14 protein-coding genes and 2 pseudogenes are annotated in these 16,248 nt (G+C 68.1%); 8 read left to right on the forward strand and 8 right to left on the reverse strand.

The genetic code is table 11. The features are described 5' to 3' along the window. Positions 1-208: 208 nt before the first annotated feature. Entirely contained in the window at positions 209-895 is a 687-nt protein-coding gene (locus ACTWQA_RS53890) for a GntR family transcriptional regulator (RefSeq protein ID WP_443166594.1), read from the reverse strand. A gap of 29 nt (positions 896-924) precedes the next feature. Continuing rightward, positions 925-1,647, reverse strand: a complete 723-nt coding sequence (locus ACTWQA_RS53895; RefSeq protein ID WP_443166595.1) for an aspartate/glutamate racemase family protein — start codon at positions 1,645-1,647, stop codon at positions 925-927. A 238-nt stretch (positions 1,648-1,885) separates the two neighbouring features. Between ACTWQA_RS53895 and ACTWQA_RS53900 the strand changes: the two genes are divergently transcribed. Beyond that, positions 1,886-2,410, forward strand: coding sequence for an XdhC family protein (locus ACTWQA_RS53900; protein WP_443166596.1), 525 nt, complete (start codon positions 1,886-1,888; stop codon positions 2,408-2,410). A 111-nt stretch (positions 2,411-2,521) separates the two neighbouring features. Here ACTWQA_RS53900 and ACTWQA_RS53905 read toward each other — a convergent pair whose 3' ends face one another. From ACTWQA_RS53905 to ACTWQA_RS53915, 3 genes and pseudogenes are all read right to left on the reverse strand, one after another. Further along, a complete protein-coding gene (locus tag ACTWQA_RS53905; RefSeq protein ID WP_443166597.1) occupies positions 2,522-2,956 on the reverse strand; it encodes a nuclear transport factor 2 family protein in 435 nt (144 codons plus the stop codon). Further along, a pseudogene (locus ACTWQA_RS53910) lies at positions 2,953-3,837 on the reverse strand (dioxygenase family protein). The gene ACTWQA_RS53905 and the pseudogene ACTWQA_RS53910 overlap by 4 nt, the downstream one beginning before the upstream one ends. A gap of 123 nt (positions 3,838-3,960) precedes the next feature. Then, positions 3,961-5,010, reverse strand: coding sequence for an LLM class flavin-dependent oxidoreductase (locus ACTWQA_RS53915; protein WP_443166598.1), 1,050 nt, complete (start codon positions 5,008-5,010; stop codon positions 3,961-3,963). Positions 5,011-5,138: 128 nt separating this feature from the next. Between ACTWQA_RS53915 and ACTWQA_RS53920 the strand changes: the two genes are divergently transcribed. After that, positions 5,139-5,417, forward strand: a complete 279-nt coding sequence (locus ACTWQA_RS53920; RefSeq protein WP_443166599.1) for a hypothetical protein — start codon at positions 5,139-5,141, stop codon at positions 5,415-5,417. Between the two features lie 12 nt (positions 5,418-5,429). Here ACTWQA_RS53920 and ACTWQA_RS53925 read toward each other — a convergent pair. Beyond that, a pseudogene (locus ACTWQA_RS53925) lies at positions 5,430-8,509 on the reverse strand (Tn3 family transposase). 1,076 nt (positions 8,510-9,585) lie between these two features. Between ACTWQA_RS53925 and ACTWQA_RS53930 the strand changes: the two are divergent. The 4 genes from ACTWQA_RS53930 (at position 9,586) to ACTWQA_RS53945 (ending at position 13,857) form a co-directional block, all read left to right on the forward strand. Beyond that, on the forward strand, positions 9,586-10,554 hold the full coding sequence (locus ACTWQA_RS53930) for a zinc-binding dehydrogenase (protein ID WP_443166600.1): 969 nt from the start codon (positions 9,586-9,588) through the stop codon (positions 10,552-10,554). 422 nt (positions 10,555-10,976) lie between these two features. After that, complete coding sequence (locus ACTWQA_RS53935) at positions 10,977-12,158, forward strand: cytochrome P450 (RefSeq protein WP_443166601.1); 1,182 nt, start codon at positions 10,977-10,979, stop codon at positions 12,156-12,158. Between the two features lie 25 nt (positions 12,159-12,183). Next, positions 12,184-12,777 carry a TetR/AcrR family transcriptional regulator gene (locus ACTWQA_RS53940; RefSeq protein WP_443166602.1) on the forward strand — a complete coding sequence of 198 codons (594 nt, stop codon included), beginning with the start codon at positions 12,184-12,186 and terminating at the stop codon, positions 12,775-12,777. 117 nt (positions 12,778-12,894) lie between these two features. Next, complete coding sequence (locus ACTWQA_RS53945) at positions 12,895-13,857, forward strand: aldo/keto reductase (protein WP_443166603.1); 963 nt, start codon at positions 12,895-12,897, stop codon at positions 13,855-13,857. On the opposite strand, the gene ACTWQA_RS53950 is transcribed toward ACTWQA_RS53945, so the two are convergent. Next, positions 13,858-14,091 carry a hypothetical protein gene (locus ACTWQA_RS53950; RefSeq protein ID WP_443166604.1) on the reverse strand — a complete coding sequence of 78 codons (234 nt, stop codon included), beginning with the start codon at positions 14,089-14,091 and terminating at the stop codon, positions 13,858-13,860. A 70-nt stretch (positions 14,092-14,161) separates the two neighbouring features. Here ACTWQA_RS53950 and ACTWQA_RS53955 point away from each other — a divergent pair, with 70 nt between their 5' ends. Beyond that, a complete protein-coding gene (locus ACTWQA_RS53955) occupies positions 14,162-14,305 on the forward strand; it encodes a hypothetical protein (protein WP_443166605.1) in 144 nt (47 codons plus the stop codon). A gap of 38 nt (positions 14,306-14,343) precedes the next feature. On the opposite strand, the gene ACTWQA_RS53960 is transcribed toward ACTWQA_RS53955, so the two are convergent. Then, a complete protein-coding gene (locus ACTWQA_RS53960; RefSeq protein WP_443166606.1) occupies positions 14,344-14,901 on the reverse strand; it encodes a TetR/AcrR family transcriptional regulator in 558 nt (185 codons plus the stop codon). A gap of 61 nt (positions 14,902-14,962) precedes the next feature. Between ACTWQA_RS53960 and ACTWQA_RS53965 the strand changes: the two genes are divergently transcribed. After that, positions 14,963-15,928 carry an aldo/keto reductase gene (locus tag ACTWQA_RS53965; RefSeq protein WP_443166607.1) on the forward strand — a complete coding sequence of 322 codons (966 nt, stop codon included), beginning with the start codon at positions 14,963-14,965 and terminating at the stop codon, positions 15,926-15,928. Positions 15,929-16,248 lie beyond the last annotated feature (320 nt).

Here is a 16,248-nt window from a genome sequence, read left to right on the forward strand (position 1 = left end):
GGTGGCCAGAGCGGCGGTTCCCTGTGTGGTAGACATGATCACATTCCCCCGAATGTTGTGTGGTTGATCTTTACTTTCGATCATCTACCCAGAGTGATCGTTTCCACACTTAGAGTGATACCCCCACGACTGCGAGATGGCGGCTCTCTTCGACCAGAACTTGTGGACAGGGCATGCGGTGGCGGCGGTGGGGTGCGACCCGGTCCCGCTAAGCGATCGCGGCTTGCATGAACTGGTTGGCGTCGAAGAGCTGGTTGATGTGTCCGCCGAGTTCGGACCAGTGCTGTCCGGAGAGTTCGGCGGCGGCGCGGGCGTCTCCGCCAGCGCAGACGTCGATGAGTTGCTCGTGATGTTCGATGGTGTTGCGGCCGCCGAGGAGGGTCGAAAACTTGCGGTAGAGGATGCGGTGGATCTGGGGGTGGAGCTGCTCGACGATCCGGCTGAGCACGGGGTTGTCCGCTGCCGCGATGGGGACGGCGTGGAAGCGGTCGTCGGCGGCGAGAGCGGCGTCGGTGTCGTTGATCGCGACGGCCCGTTCAAAGTCGCGGTTGGCCTCGCTCATGCACCGTAGGTCCCGCTCGGTCATGACCGGCACGGCTGTCTCGATGGCCAACTGGTCGAGGGAGCGCAGGACGGCGAGGGTCTTTTCGACGTCGCGACGATTGAGGGTGGTGATGCGGGTGTAGACGCCGGGCTTAGCTTCGACCAGGCCGATGTCGGCGAGCCGCGCGAGCGCCTCGCGCACCGGGGTGCGGCTGAGGCCGAGGCGCTCAGCGAGCTCGCCGTCCTTGACCTTCTCCCCGGGAGCGAGTTCGCCTCGCACGATGGCATCGCGCAGGCGGTGGAAGACCTCGTCACTGAGGAGTCGGCGGGAGACGGGGCTGTCGAGTGACATATTGCGTACAGTACATCGCTCACGCTGTCCTATCCGGTTGCCTGCTCGGTTCGGGCCCGGCGCACCAGGGCCTGGGCCAGGACCAGCGCCGAGTCGATGAGGGGGACATCGACCGTTTCGGCGGGCAGCCCGAGGGGGATCTCTGTGCAGCCCGCGATGATGGCCTGTGCACCCTGTGCCGCAAGCCTGCGCGCGGCACGCGCCAGCGGCTCGGTGGCCGTGACGTCACGCGCACCGGCCTTCACCGCGTGGATGGCGGTCATGATCTCGTGGTCCTGGCTGGTGGCGTCGGGCAGCAGGAGGCGGATGCCGAAGCGGTCCAGCCACTCCTGGTACAGGCCGGCGCGTACGGTGCCGGTGGTGGCGAGCAGCCCGGCGGTGTGGATGCGGGGGCTCAGTGTGGTGAGGTGCCGGGCGACTTCGCCGATCATGTGGACGATGGGCAAGCCGACGTGGTCGGCGATGCGCGGGACGAAGGCGTGAGCGGTGTTGCACGGGATGGCGATGAGGGTTGCGCCGGCCTCACGCAGGACGCGGCTGCCGTCGAGGAGCCAGGGCGTGGGATCAGGGCCGTCGCCCAGCAGGGCCTCGGTGCGGTCGGGGATGGTGGGGTCGGACCAGATGACCGTCCGGAGGTGGTCCTGGTCGCTGGAGCCCGGTGTCATCGACACCAGCTTGGCGTAGAAGTCGGCGGTGGCTGCCGGGCCCATGCCGCCCAGGATGCCGATGATCTCCGTGGTGCGGATGGTCACTGTACGGGTTCCTTCTGGAGAGCCGTGGCCTCGGGCTCGGCCGGGGTGTGGCGGGGTTTCGCGACGGCAGCGTTTGACTTCGCGCCGGGTCTCAGAGGTATGAAACTCATCCTATATGCAATATATTACATTCTGCATGTTGATCCGGTAGCACTAGGGCCGGGAGGCTGGTGGCCTGTCAAGGGGTTCCGGGCCGGCATCTCGGCTTACGTCCGCTGGCAGTGACGAGGAGCATCAGATGGCGCATGCCAAACGCGTGGAGCACGACCTGGCGGGAGACAAGGAGGTCCCGGCTGACGCCTACTACGACGTGCACGCCGTGCGGGCAGTGGAGAATTTCGCGATCACCGGGACGAGCATCGCCCTGTTCCCTAACCTGGTCACGTCACTGGCCGTTTCCGGCACTCGACCTGCCCGCCGGCTACACCGGCGCGATGGGATCTCGGCGCACCCAGACACACGCCTGCGCCTCCTGCCCGAAGCCGGCGTGTCTGAGGAGCAACTGGGCCGACTGCGCTCTCCGATCGGCCTCGGCCTCGGTGCGCGCACGTCCGAGGAGACCGCGGTGTCCATCGCCTCCTTCGTGCTGCGCCCGGTGGCCCGTTGGGCGGCGTTGACCACTTCGGCGAACGCCAGTTGGGGCGGCCTGGCCAACGTGAAGCCCTCCCGCTCCAGCCGGGCGTCATCGCGGTGGGAACGCAGCGCCGTGTGGAGCGACTCCAGCAGCTTGCGGAGCGGCTCTTCCGGGTCCTCGGGCAGTTGAGTGGGCAGGCTGTCGGCCATCATCGCGTCGGCCGCCGCACTGAGTAGACCGGCTCATGCGACAGATGCACCACTGGGCGGCCCTGCTCTTCGTGGACCAGATAGGTGCTGATTAGTTGGCCGCCGGGCTGAGAATCGCGGCGGCTGTGCGATGTGCGATCTTCCAGTGCCCGTTCTCGGTCCGGTAGTGGTCGGTCAGTTCGACGATGTGTCCGGCGTTCTCGGCCGGATAGTAAGCGGGGCCTTCGCCCGTGGGGGTAGGGCCGGCGTAGGTGATCACGCAGATGGTTCCGTGGGCGGTGGTGTCGGTGATGGTGTGGAAATGCTGGCTGGTCGCCAGGTGGCGGACGGTCAGCTCGGGTCCGGGACGGGCGTTGAGCACGTCGCGGATCTCGGCGTGGCCGCGCAGGCTCCGTCCATGCACCTCGTACAGGGCGTCGGCGGTGAACAGCTCGAGCAGCGCCTCGTAGTCGCGGCGGTCGTAGTGGTGGAAGAAGGCGTGGTTCAGCCGGACCAGCGACCAAGCCGTGGCGTCCTCGGGGGTCATGCCGCTTCCTTCGTGGCGGCGGTGTCGGGACTGGTGCGGGTCTTGAGGACGAAGTCGAACTCGGCGGTCCTGTAGGGGCTCTGGAAGCCGTGTGCGGAGATGTCGTTGATGTCTTCGTGCAGGACGGTGTCGGCCTGCAGGGCGGGATGGGCCAGTTTCGGGCCGACGAAGTCGACGGGGATCACCGGGTCTCCGCGGAAGTAGATCTCGCCCCGCCAGGGGGTGAGCAGGTCGGGGTGGTGGAGCTCGTAGTGGATGTGAGCCGGGCGGTAGAGACTGCGTCCGACGGCCGCGGCGGCTTCGGCGACCCCCTCGACCGCTGCGACGTGGGGCTCGGCGTAGGCGACGGGGGTGATGGTGGTGAAGCGGTAGCGGCCGTCGCCGTCTGTGAGCAGGTGCCCGCGCAGGTTGTAGGTGGGCACGCCGTCGTCGAACACCCCGGACTAGTTGCCGTTGTTGGCCGCGTGGTAGATGTCCAGCTTGGCGCCGGCGAGCGGCTTGCCGTGGCCGTCCAGGACCCGGCCGGAGGCGATCAGCGGGGTGCCGGGTTCGTCCGGTCGCATCGGCAGGGTGCCGGGGTTGTCGATGCGCGGGGAGCCGGGAATGAAGGTGGGGCTGTCGACGTCCTCGCCGGGCGTGTAGCCGTCTTGGCCGCCCTGGAAGAGCTCGCTGTACAGCGGCATGGCCAGGAGTGCCAGCGGGGCGCCGGTGGCCGCCTGCATCTGCTGCAGGAGACCGGCGACCGCATTGAGGTCGTCGAAGGTCAGCCCCTCCTCATCGCGCAGGCGAGCCAGGGCGTCCTTGAACGCCTCGACAAGACGCATGGCGCGGGGGTTGATCCGAGCCGGGTCGACGTAGGACGGGTCGGTGGTGGTGGTCATGGTGGTCTGCTCCTCGAAAAATGGGGATTGCTGATAGAAGGCCGCAGCTGGCTGCGGCTGTAACCGTGGGCGTGGCTGTGAGGTGGAGCGGCGGGGACCGGATGGAGACGTCGGTGGCGTTGGTCATGCCGGTCCTGGCGGCAGGCCGAGTTCCTTACGGATGGCGGGGGCGACTTCGGTGGCCAGCAGCTCGATGGAGTCGCCCACCATGTGCGGCGGCATGCCGCCGAAGTCGACTTGGCCCATGAACCGGTCGATGCCGAACAGCTCGCGTTCGGTGAGGATCTTGTCAATGACTTCCTGGGGGCTGCCTGTCATCAGCGCGCCGAAGGGGCCGGCGATGGCCTGGTACTGCTCCGGACTGACCAGCCAGCCGCGCCCGCCGGGGGTCTTGGGACGCAGGTACTCCCGGTAGTAGGGGTAGAGGTCAGCGCGTGCGCCCTGGGAGGTCTTGCCGATGTAGAAGTGGCTGGTCACGCCGAGGCGGAGGGTTTCGGGGGCGTGGCCGGCGGCCTGGCCGACGGCGCGGTAGTGCTCGATCAGCGGGCGGGCGCTGCGGATGTCTCCGCCGATGAGACCCAAGACCATGGGCAGCCCCAGGCGGGCAGCGCGTTCGGCGCTGGAGGGGGTGCCGCCGACGCCCAGCCACAGCGGCAACCGTGCCTGCTGGGGGCGGGGCGGGACGGGCAGGTGGTCCAGAGCCGGGCGGTGGCGACCGGACCAGGTGACGTACTCGCTGTCGCGGATGGCGAGCAGCAGGTCGATTTTCTCGGCGAACACCTCGTCGTAGTCGGCGGGGTCGATGCCGAACAGGGTGAAGGCGTCGAGGAAGGCGCTGCGTCCGGCGATGATCTCGGCGCGTCCGTCGCTGAGGTGGTCCAGGGAGGCGAAGTCCTGGTGCAGGCGGACCGGGTCCAGGGTGGACAGGACCGACACGGCGCTGGTGAGCCGGATGCGGGTGGTGGCCTGGGCGATGGCCGCGAGCGGGATGGCCGGGTTGGCGACGGAGAAGTCGGGGCTGTGGTGCTCGCCGAGGGCGAAGACGTCCAGGCCGGCCTGGTCGGCGGCGATGGCGTAGGAGATGATCTCGCGGGTGCGCCGGGCGGGGTCGTGGAGCGTGCCGGTGGCGGGGTCGGTCTGCAGGTCGGACAGGGACAGGATGCCGAGTTCCACGGGGGCTGGCTCCTTACGGGCGGAGACGGCGCCGGCCCGTAAGGGCCTGCCAGTAGGAGTGGAACGGCGAACCGGGCTTTGTGTCACATCTGTTGACGCTGTAGGTCTGACCAGGCCAGTCTTGCCCGATGGCGGATTCTGAGGGTGTGGCGTTCCTGCGTGCTGATGTTGATGGGTTTTGCCGGGAGATCGCCGACTTGGCGCCTGCGGTACGGCTGCGCCGGTTGGCGGAGCTGCGCGCGATGCTGGACGAGGTGACGGGCGCGGCGCTGATGGTGGCGATGGCGGACGCGCGGGGTGAGGGGTGGGGCCTGCGCAAGATCGGTACGAGCGCCGGGTTCTCGCATGAGCAGGTCCGCCGGATGCTCGCCGAGGGCCTTCCGGCCCGGGAGCATCCGGCGCGCTGAATGCGAGGGGGGTTACTCGGCGGGCGGGGGTGTGCGCAGCGGCCGCAGTTGTCCGTCGCGGACCAGGTCGGGCAGGGAGAAACTGTAGCGGCCGAGCATGTTGAGATGCTCGAAGCCCAGGGGCGAGAGTCGGGCGATGTCGGCGGCGGAGATCTTCTTACCCTCGGCTCGCATTTCTTCCAGGGCGCGGGCCGTATAGACGGTGTTCCATAGAATGCAGACATTGGTCATAAATCCCAATGCGCCGAGTTGATCTTCCTGGCCTTCTTTGTATTTCTGCCGGAGTTCGCCTTTTTGGCCGTGGAAGATTTTGCGGGCCAGGGTGTGGCGGGATTCTTGCCGGTTGAGCTGGGTGTTGACCCGGCGGCGTAGCAGCTCGTCGTCGTAGTAGCTGGCCAGGTAGGTGGAGCGATCGAGCTTGCCCAGCTCCATCAGGGCGCGCCCGATGGGGGTGGGGGTGCCGCCGCCGGCGAAGTAGCGAAACAGCTCGCTAGCCTTGACCGCGCCGACCAGCAGCGATCCGGCCACCCGCAGCAGATCATCCCAGGAGTCGTTGATCAGCTTGATGTTGACCCGGCTGCGGACCAGGGCGTCGATGGACCCGTAGTGGGCGCCGGGGTCGGCGCGGAACAGGGTGGCGCTGCCGACATCGGCCAGGCGCGGGGAGAATTGCCAGCCCATCAGCCGGAAGATGCCGAACGCGATTTCGGAGGCGCCCGCGGTGTCGGAGGTAATCTCGGTGGGCTTCAGCGACGTTTCCTGATCCAGAAGCCCTTCCAGGATGTAGTACCAGTCCTTGGGGTGCCGGGAATGACGATGCCGTGAAACCCGGTGAACTGGTCGGAGGTGAAATTGTAGTAGGTGACGCCCTTGGCTCCCTTTCCCTTTCCGAAGTATTTGGTGTTGGGCCCGGCGTTGATGGTTTTGACCGGGACGACGAACCGCAGCCCGTCGGCGGAGGCGAGTTCGCCGCCGCCCCAGGCTTGGGCCAGTTCCAGGCCGGCGTGGAACTCGACGAGGGCGGCGTTGGCGGCGGTGAGGGTGGCGGCGCGCAGGTAGTTCTGCTCTACCCAATACAGCCGGTCCAGGGCGAGGGCAGGTTCGCCTTCGGCGGCCATCGGCCGCATGCCGACGTTCATGGCCTGGGCGACCAGGACGGCGGCGATCGAGGTGGTCATGTCCTGTTTGCGGGAGGGCGCATCTCCTGACACGTGGGTGAAGTGGTCGAGGCAGCCGGTCCAGGAGTGCACCTCCAGCAGGGCTTCGGGCAGGTCCACGATGGGCATGCGGGCGTCGATGTCGGCGCGCAGCGTGGTCAGGGAGGCGGGCTCATCCAGGCGGTCCAGGCCGGTGAGCACCAGGTGGTCCTTGCCATCTTCGTCCCTGGCCAGGCGGACCCAGTCGTTGCGGCCGTCGTCTTCGCCGGACAGGCCGGCGGCCAGTTGGCGGTAGGCGAAGTCCAGCGTGCCGGCCCAGCGCTCCACGTCGGTGCCGGGCTGCGGGGACAGGTTCAGCTCATCGCAGATGCGGGGCCGGGCCCGCTCCCACTCGGCGCCCTTCAGCAGCCCGGCGGTGGGGTCGCCCCACTTGCGCAGGCCCGGCACGAACACCTCGTGGCGGCGCAGCGATTCGCGCAGCCGCTCGACGGCCGCCACGGTGTAGGCATGTCTGTTGAAGGTGCCGGCCAGCTCACCACGCTTGGGGAAGACGCGCCGGTACCAGGCAGAGGACAGCACGCCCGCGGGAACCTCGCTGGGGTCGATGTCGGTGCGGCGGCGCTCGATCGCTTTGAGGAAGTCCAGCGCCGCCAGCACCTCATGGCCGCGCCGCACCCCTTGCCCGGGCCTCTGCTCGGCGCCGGCGTCGAAGTCGAGGTGCTTGAGCAGCTTGGGCAGGAACCGGCGGACGGTGGCGTAGCGATCCAGCAACTCTTCTTGGAAATCTTCATCCGGTTCGCGGGCGATGTCGCCGATGGCATCGGCGGCGGCACCGATGGCGGCCAGATCCATCTCATCGAGGGCGGCGCGAATGTCGCCGTCGGGGATCTCAGCAACGGAGCGGATCTTCAACCACACCTCACGCAGCACGATCGCCGCGGTGTCGAGGTCCTTGAGGGTGCGCATCCGCTCCTTGCCGGCTTTGAACGCCGAGGTGCGCAGCAGGTCGCCGACCGCCAGGTCGAACACCTCGACCGCGTCGTCGGCCGACTGGGGGGCCATGGTCGCGGCGAAGGCCACCAGGGTGGCGAGTCTGCGGTCGCCGGCCAGTTCGGCGACGGCCTGGGCGCGGGCGGCATGGGCGAAGCGGGCCAGCGCGGCGATCTTGCCTGGCGGCACCGCGCTCAGGTCCCAGCCGGCCGCGCCCAGGTCGCGCAGTTCCACATGCCGATCCAGGGCCTTGACCAGGCCGGTGCCGCTGACGTCGGTGGGGCTTTTGCGCAGCCGGTCCAGCCGGGAGACCCGCCGGCCCTCCTCGACCTTGACCAGGTTCTCCAGCACGACGGCCTGGTTCGGGCTAGGGGCGGCGGCCAGCAGCGCGTACTGGCGAGCGGCGACGCGCTCGCGCAGCGCGGCGATCAGCCGCTCCAGGGTGGTGACGCCGGGCAGCAGGATCTTGGCCTCCACCAGACGGTGGGTGGCCAGGTCGAACAGCACGATCGAGCGCTCGCCCGTGGTCCAGGCCCGTTTGTAGAGCCAGCAGGCCAGCGCGAACCACTGCTCGCCCGCAAAAGCGGTGTAGCCGTAACCGGTGCGGATCTGCTCCTGATGAGCCCAACGGGCCTCCTTGGAGCCGTACCCCTTCAGGTCGGCTGCCTGCAGGCCGAGCTGCTCGGCGACGTAGTCGACCACCACGGCGGGAACGTCCTCCGGATCGTCCAGAAAGCAGTTCAAGAACCGTGCGGTGCCCAGTTGCACGGACCAGCCGAGCTGGTTGCGCGCGCCGTTGGCGGCCATCGCCCGGCGCCGGTCATCGGCATCCAGGTGGAAGAAGGCGCCCAGCTGGGCGATGTCGGGCACGGCGTTGAAGACGCCGTATCGGCTGCGTTGCTCCGCGGTGAGGAAACTGACCGGCATGAAGGTGCCTCCAGGCATGCGAGGGCGCCACACATCGCACAGCGCGGTGGGGGGCGCCCTCGGATATCAGCAGCGGTCAGGCCAGATGATCAACGTGACCGATTACGTGCTGAATTGTGCCAGTCCCACACCGGTCATGATCACCGTCGTCCAGCTCATGACGGTCGAGCCGCACACGTGCCCGAAGTCTGCGCCTACGCTCTGGCTCCATGCAGAGCCACCTGACCCCTTGCACGTGCCTGCTCTGTGTGTGGGCGTTCAGCTGCGGATGCCGTGATGCGGTGGGGGTTCGTTTATGCGGTGGTCTTGGGTGTGAAGACGCGGGCGAGGAAATCGTCGAGGGTCGCGGCGTCGAAGGCTCCCGACTACACCGTTCCTCACCGTCTGGATGGCTGGCTCGGCTGCCGTCCCATGAACAACGCCGACCCGGGCCAAGATCCGCGAAGCACTAGCTACCGGGCTTCCGGACGGCACGCTCGCCGCCCCGGGCCCGTTCCTGTGCTACCTCACCATCGACGGCCTGGACCGCACCAGCGACCAGTGCAGCTCATCCGGTTACGCGGCCGCATCCACGCTGCCGCCCGTGTGGCCGTCGAGGTCTGGCACACGACCCACCACGCCACTGAGTCCGCCATCACCATCGCCTTCCAAGGCCCGGGCGTCCAAGAGCTCAAACAGCTCCGTGACGCCCAGTCCGCCGAGCCGGGATCACCTGGGAGCAACTCGCGTCGGTGCTACGAGTCGGAGACCGCCGTGCCGCCCAGGCTCGCCACGCCCGCCGCCGCAGAACAACGGAAGCAGGCGCGCGGACCGTCGCGCGTACAGTCTCCGGCGATGCCGGGCCGTAGTAGCTCTTGGCCGCCGAGGCTCAGCGGGACGATCTCGTGGTCGGTCGCACCTCGATGTCGATCATTCATCATGAGACATAAATATCTCATAGCGAGTCTGATGCATCCTGTGATCGTGTAACATGGGCCCTTAAGTGTTAGCCAACTAGCAATTAGTTCTCCAGCAACGCTGTCCGAACTGGGACACACGGATGTGAAAGGAGGACGGGGAATGGACCCGCACGGGCGCCGCTCCCCTGACGATCTATGCGAGCGATCTGGTTGACCGAGTTCGGGGCTCCGTCGGTACTGGTTCCCGGTGAGGCCCCTGATCCAGAGCCTGGCGACGGTCAGGTTCTGGTGGATGTCGAAGCGGCGAGCGTGCTGTTCGCGGAGACCCAGGTGCGGGCCGGACGCTCACCGGCAGGGTTCCCGCTGCCTGCCCCGCCGTACGTGCCCGGCAACGGCGTCGGAGGGGTGATCAGTGCGGTCGGCCCGAACGTCGACCCGGCCCTGCTGGGTCGACGGGTGATCGCCCAGACGGGCGGCTCGGGCGGTTATGCGGACAAGGCGGTGGCCGTCGCCGACAGTGTGATCCCGATCCCGGCATCGGTGTCCACCGCCGACGCGGTGGCGTTGCTCGATGACGGCCGGACGGCGATTGGCCTGTTCCGGCTGGCCGCCCCGAAGCCGGGCGAGTGGGTGCTGGTCGAGGCTGCGGCCGGCGGCCTGGGCAGCCTTCTGGTGCAACTCGGCGTGAACGCCGGCGCCAAGGTGATCGGCGCAGTCGGCAGCGACGCCAAGCTGCCGGCCGTACGCGCGGCAGGAGCGCGCGCGGTGAACTACGCCCAGCCTGGCTGGACCGAGCAGGTTCGCAGCCTGGCCGGCGGCGCGGCCGTCGACGTGCTGTTCGACTGCGTAGGCGGCGAGATCGGCACGGCGGCGACGTCTCTGGTCGAGCCTGGTGGGCGGTTCGTGGTGTACGGCGCGGCCAGCGGCGGATACACCGACACCACCGCACTCGCGGCGCAGGGGGTCACCGTGCTCGGCCTGCCGCAGATGATGGCCGAACTCGGTCCGATCATGCACGAGCTGGGGAGCACCACGCTCGAGGAGGCCGCGGCCGGGCGGCTGCGAGCGGTGGTCGGCCAGACGTTCCCGCTGGAACGTGCGGCCGACGCCCACGCCGCCATCGAGGCCAGGACAACGGTCGGTAAGACGCTCCTGCTGATGTGAGCGGCGATGGGCGCATGATCCCGAACGTTCTCGCTGCATTCGCCGGCCAGGGCCCAACGAGTCCTCCCTGCCGATCTCCCGCAGCGAGCGAGCGACTCCGGGCCTTACTTTGGCAGCATTCCCTGCCCCCTGGACGAGCAGACCGGTTCGCCGCTGATGGCCTACCGCTGGGAGTTCACCAACGCTGCTGCGGCCAGCGCCAGCCTGCGGGCGGTTGCAGCGTCGGCCGGCTGCGGGGCTATGGCGCCCAGTGCCTTCGCACACCGCGCCGGCCGGGCGCGCTCCCTGATCCGGCTCGTGCCGGGTCGGTCAAGCCCTCCGCGGCAAGCTCGGCCCAGGAAATGTTAGTGGCCTTTCACTTATTTCAATGTGGGAAACGTCTCCCACGATCCCGAGGATGGGGTGCACAGATGATGACGGAAATGCCGGAATTGCCGCTGGAGATGCGGCGCAACGGGTTCGACCCGGTCGAGGAGCTGGGCCGGGCACGAGAGGACCAGGGTGTGGTGCGGCAGATGACGCCGTTCGGGGTGCCCGCATATCTGGTCATGCGTTACGACGATGTCCGGGAGGTGTTCTCCGATGGGGCCCGGTTCAGCAATGCCCACACACCGTTCCCGGGCGTAAGCGATATGAGTGAGGAGGAGCAGGCCCAGATGCGGGCCGGGAACCTGATCGCGTTCGACCCGCCGGAGCACACACGGTTGCGGCGGATGCTGACGCCGGAGTTCACGGTGCGCCGGATGCGCCGGCTGGAGCCGCGGATCACCGAGATCGTCGAGTCGGCGCTGGACGATCTGGAGCGGGCGGGCAAGCCAGCCGATCTGGTGACGCATTTCGCGCTGCCGGTGCCCTCGATGGTGATCTGCGAGTTGCTGGGCGTGCCGTATGCCGATCGGGAGGAGTTCCAGGACCGAGCCGCGCGCCTGCTGGACCTGTCATCGCCGCTCGAGGAGCGCAACGCTGCGCGGCTGGAGGACCGGGCGTACATGGCCGGCCTGGTCGCCCGGGCGCAGGCGCATCCGGGCGAGGACATGCTGGGCATGCTGGTGCGCGAGCACGGCGACGACCTGTCCACCGACGAGCTGATCGGCATCGCGAGCCTGCTGCTGCTGGCCGGGCACGAGACCACCTCCAACATGCTCGGCCTGGGCACCTTGGCCCTGCTACGGCACCCGGACCAGCTGGCCATGATCCGCGACGATCCCGCGCGGATCGAGCCCGCCGTCGAGGAGCTGTTGCGCTGGTTGTCCATCGTGCCCTCGCTGCTGCGCACGACCACGAAAGAGGTGGAGATCGCCGGGCATGCCATCCCCGCCGGCTCGGTCGTGGCCCCCTCGCCGCTGGCCGCCAACCGCGACCGCGCCCTCATCGACAATCCCGACACGCTCGACATCACGCGGGGAGCCCCTGGCCATGTCGCCTTCGGCCACGGGGTGCACCACTGTCTGGGGGCGCCGCTGGCGCGGATGGAGATGCGCATCGCGTTCCCGGCCCTGCTCAAGCGCTTCCCCGGCCTCGCGCTGGCCGAACCGGACGCTGAACCCGATTTCCGGGTCTTCAGCCCTGTCTATGGGGTGCACGCGCTGCACGTGACCTGGTGACACGATGACGAGGCAGGAGCGGGGGTTGCGAGCTGACGCTGCCCGTAACTACGAGCGGATCGTCGGCTCCGCGGTAACAGCGTTCGAAGAGATCGGGCCGGAAGCAACGCTGGAGGAGATCGCCGAGCGAGCAGAGGTGAGCGTGATGACGCTGTATCGGCGCTTCCGCAATCGCGACCAGCTCATCCGCGCCGTCTTCGACCATGTCCTGGCCACCGAGATCGAGCCCATGACCACGGTGCACACCGACGATCCGTGGCGGGATCTCGTCGGCGCGCTCGAGACCGCTATCGAGGTGCTCATCCGGCGGCAGGTGATTCACTCTCTCGCCCTCGAGTTCCAGGCGTTCGCCGCCGAAACCGGTCAGCGCTTCGTGCGCTCCCTGGAGCCTCTGCTCCGCCGCGCCATCGACGCAGAGGTGGTGCGACCGGAGCTAGAGGTCGCCGATGTGGTGGCGGTCATCGTCATGACCATGGCCACGGTCCATCCCGGCGATCCCGCGGGCGCCGGTCGCCGCCGCTACTTCGCCCTGCTCACCGAGGGGCTACGCCCCTCTACGGTCACCCTGCCCCCGCTCCCGCCCCACGGATTCCCCGGATCTTCCGCCTGCGGGCAATGACCACGCCCCTCGACCAGGACACGCTCGCCAAGCTGGACCAGCTATTCCCGCCATTTGCGCCGAACGGCGCCAAACCCGCACCTGAGGCATACGCCTGCGACCATGGAATGAGGTTCGATGAACACACGACGGCTGGGCACAACAGACTTTGAGATCACCCCGATTGGCCTGGGAAGTCAGCAGTTCGCCGACGTGGGCAAGGAAGACGGAAAGGGTCCCGATCAGGACACCGTTCAGTCCATCGTGCGCGCCGCGCTCGACGGTGGGATCAACTGGTTCGACACCGCCGAGTTGTACGGCCAGGGCCGTGCCGAACGGGCGATCACCACGGCGCTGCACGCCCTGGGCGTCGGGCCCGGCAAGGTGATGATCGCGACCAAGTGGTCGCCTGTGGGACGCCGCGCCTCCCACATCGTCCGGAGCGTGGACGACCGGCTCGCGGCGCTACAGGGCTATCCGATCGATGACTACCAGATCCACTTTCCCTACGGTTCGGTGTCCGGCCTGGACAGTCAGGTACGGGCCATGGCGACCCTGGCCAAGGAACACAAGATCTCGGCGGTCGGGGTCAGCAACTTCTCCACCAGCCAGATGGAGAAGGCAAGCGAGATCCTGCGATCGGAAGGTTTGGCGCTGGCCAGCAACCAGGTGCAGATCAGCCTGCTGCACCGCAAGATCGACCGCAACGGCATGCTGGACGCCGCCCGCCGCCTCGGCGTCACCCTGATCGCCTACATGCCGCTGAGGTCGGGCCTGCTCGCCGGCAAGTTCCACGACGATCCGAGCCGGGCTGCCGGTGCCGGGCTCGTGCAACGACGGATGCTCGGCCTCAACGACAAAGGCCTCGCGCGTACCCGTCCGCTGATCGAGGAACTGCGCGCCATCGCCCAAGCCTACGGCGCCAGCCCCTCACAGGTCGCGCTGGCCTGGCTTGTGCAGTTCTACGGGGACACCGTGGTCGCGATCCCCGGCGCGTCCAAGCCTCATCAAGCCGAAGAGATTTCCGCAGTGCTCGACCTCCGCCTCACCGACAACGAACTCACCCGCTTTGACGACCTGTCCCGCCAGTGCGGAGGCTGATCAGAACGGGAAGTTTTCGAGGACTGGCACGACGGAAGCATCGCCGTACAGGGCGCGCAAGAGCGTCGGTCTCCCCCCGGAGATGGCGAAGCTGCGCGAGAGCGGCGAGCCGGCGAAGGTCTCGGTGGCCAGGTGCGGCGGCGGACAGGCGTAGCCGGCGCCGCCCAGGACGTGGAAATAGGCGGGCAGAGCATCCACACCGGCGACCAAGTCGTGGTCGCGCTGTCCAGCCAACCGTGACCCACGCTTCCTCCACGACGGAGACCGGCTCGACATCACCCGCAAACCCATCTCGGCGCGCCCCTTGGCACGTACCGAAATCCGCGCCGCCATCCCGCCCCCGCTACTCCGCTTCACCAACCTCGCGCTGGCCGCTCCCGCCGAGGACCTCCGTTTCCGCGCAACCCACAGCGTCTACGGGTCCATGAAGTCGCCCGTGACATGGTGAGCGGCGGCCTTCAGCATGCTCAGCCCCGGTGTAGACCTCTAGCTGGGCTGCCGTGCGCCGTTGAGGAAGATCGTCACGGCAGCCTCGGTTGCTTCCTCGGGCGTCGTGACTTCGCCGACGGTCAGCCAGAGGGCACGTTCCACGATCGCGGAGAACATGGCGAGCACAATGTCTTCGTGCAGGTCGTCGCGTAGCACCTTGTCGCGGATGCCGCGGGCGATGACCTCGCGGATAGGCTGGCCCGCGCGCTCGATGTCGGCAGCGTCGCAAAACTGGTCGGCCTGGCTGATCACGGCCGCGTATTTGGCGCCGTTACGCAGGTACACAGCGATGATCCTGGTGATCGCCCGGTCGGCTGGAAGCTCGTCGAGGTTCGCGGCCGCGAAGGCCTCCGCGAGCTCGGCCATCCCGGCCTCGGCCACGCCGCGCAGCAGCGACTCCCGCGTCGGGAAATGTCGGTACAGCGTCGCGCGTCCCACACCGGCCTCGTCCGCGATCTCCGCGATCGCCGCGTCCGGCCGTCGGCCCAGTGCCCGGGCGGCGGCGTCGAGGATCGCCGACCGCGTCCGCTGCATCCCCGCATCCGATTTCACCACTCGACCATGTTAACGCCTCATGGCGAGATGTCTATGTCTCGTAATGACGTACACTTTTCTCATGTCTACTCGACAGCTCGGGCGCACCGGTATCCCCATCTCGCCCATCGGCCTGGGCGGCTCGCAGTTCTCCGGCGGAGGCGCCGGCACGTTCTGGCCGGCACTGCCACAGTCACAGGTCGACGCCATCATCAAGACAGCCCTGGACAGCGGTATCTCCTGGTTCGACACCGCCGAGGCGTACGGGGCAGGCCGGTCGGAACGCAGCCTCGCCGCGGGGCTGAGCCGTGCCGGGATGACACCGGGGGACGTCACCGTCTCCACCAAGTGGACGCCGTTCGGCCGGACCGCGCGCAGCATCGAACGCACGATCGGCGACCGGATCACGAACCTGGCGCCCTTCCCCGTCGATTTGCACCAGATCCACGCCGGCTACGGCGGCTTGTCGTCGATCCGCGCTCAGGTGCGGGCCATGGCGCACATGGTCGACGCGGGCAAGATCCGCTCGGTCGGCGTCAGCAACTTCTCGGCCCGGCAGATGAAGATCGCGCACAAGGAACTGGCGAAACACGGAATTCCGCTGGCCGGCAACCAGGTGCAGATCAACCTGTTGCACCGCAAGATCGAGACCAACGGCGTCCTGGAGACCGCGCGAGAGCTCGATATCACGCTGATCGCGTACGTGCCCCTGCGCAGCGGGATGCTGACCGGAAAACTCCACGACAACCCCGATCTGGTCGCCACACTGCCGCGCATGCGCCGCATGATGACCGGCATCTCCACCGAAAACCTCGACCGCACCGCCCCGTTGATCGACGAACTACGCAAGATCGCCGACGTCCACCGGGCCACCATCGGCCAGGTCGCGCTGGCGTGGCTGATCACCTACTACGGCGACACCGTCGTCGCCACACCAGGCGCCTCCCAGCCACACCACGCCAAGGAGGCCGCCGGGGCCATGAAGATCACACTGAGTAACGAGGAGACCGGCCGCCTCGCCGAGGTGTCGACGACAGTCACCCGCTGACCTGCGGCTTTCACGCAACCCACGCCCTCTACGGAATCCACGAACGACCCTGCATCGTCGCCATCGGCGGCGGAATGATCGTCGGGGTGGCGATGTTCTGCGGCGTCACCCTGATCCGCAATACCTCCAGGTGGTCGGTGAGTACTCGCCATGGCCCGGGTGAACTCGGCCTCGGCGGCGACGTCGTCCAGGTCGGTGACCTCGCCGGTCAGGCCGCCGACATCCCGGCGTGCGCGGTGGTGGTCTGCGGGCAGCGGCCGGCGCGGAGCAGGCCGGTGCCCTCGACGGTCAGGTTCGCTTCGGCGCCGGGCGGGTGGCAG

The sequence above is a fragment of the Nonomuraea sp. 10N515B genome, assembly GCF_052245915.1.
Classification (GTDB): Bacteria; Actinomycetota; Actinomycetes; order Streptosporangiales; family Streptosporangiaceae; genus Nonomuraea.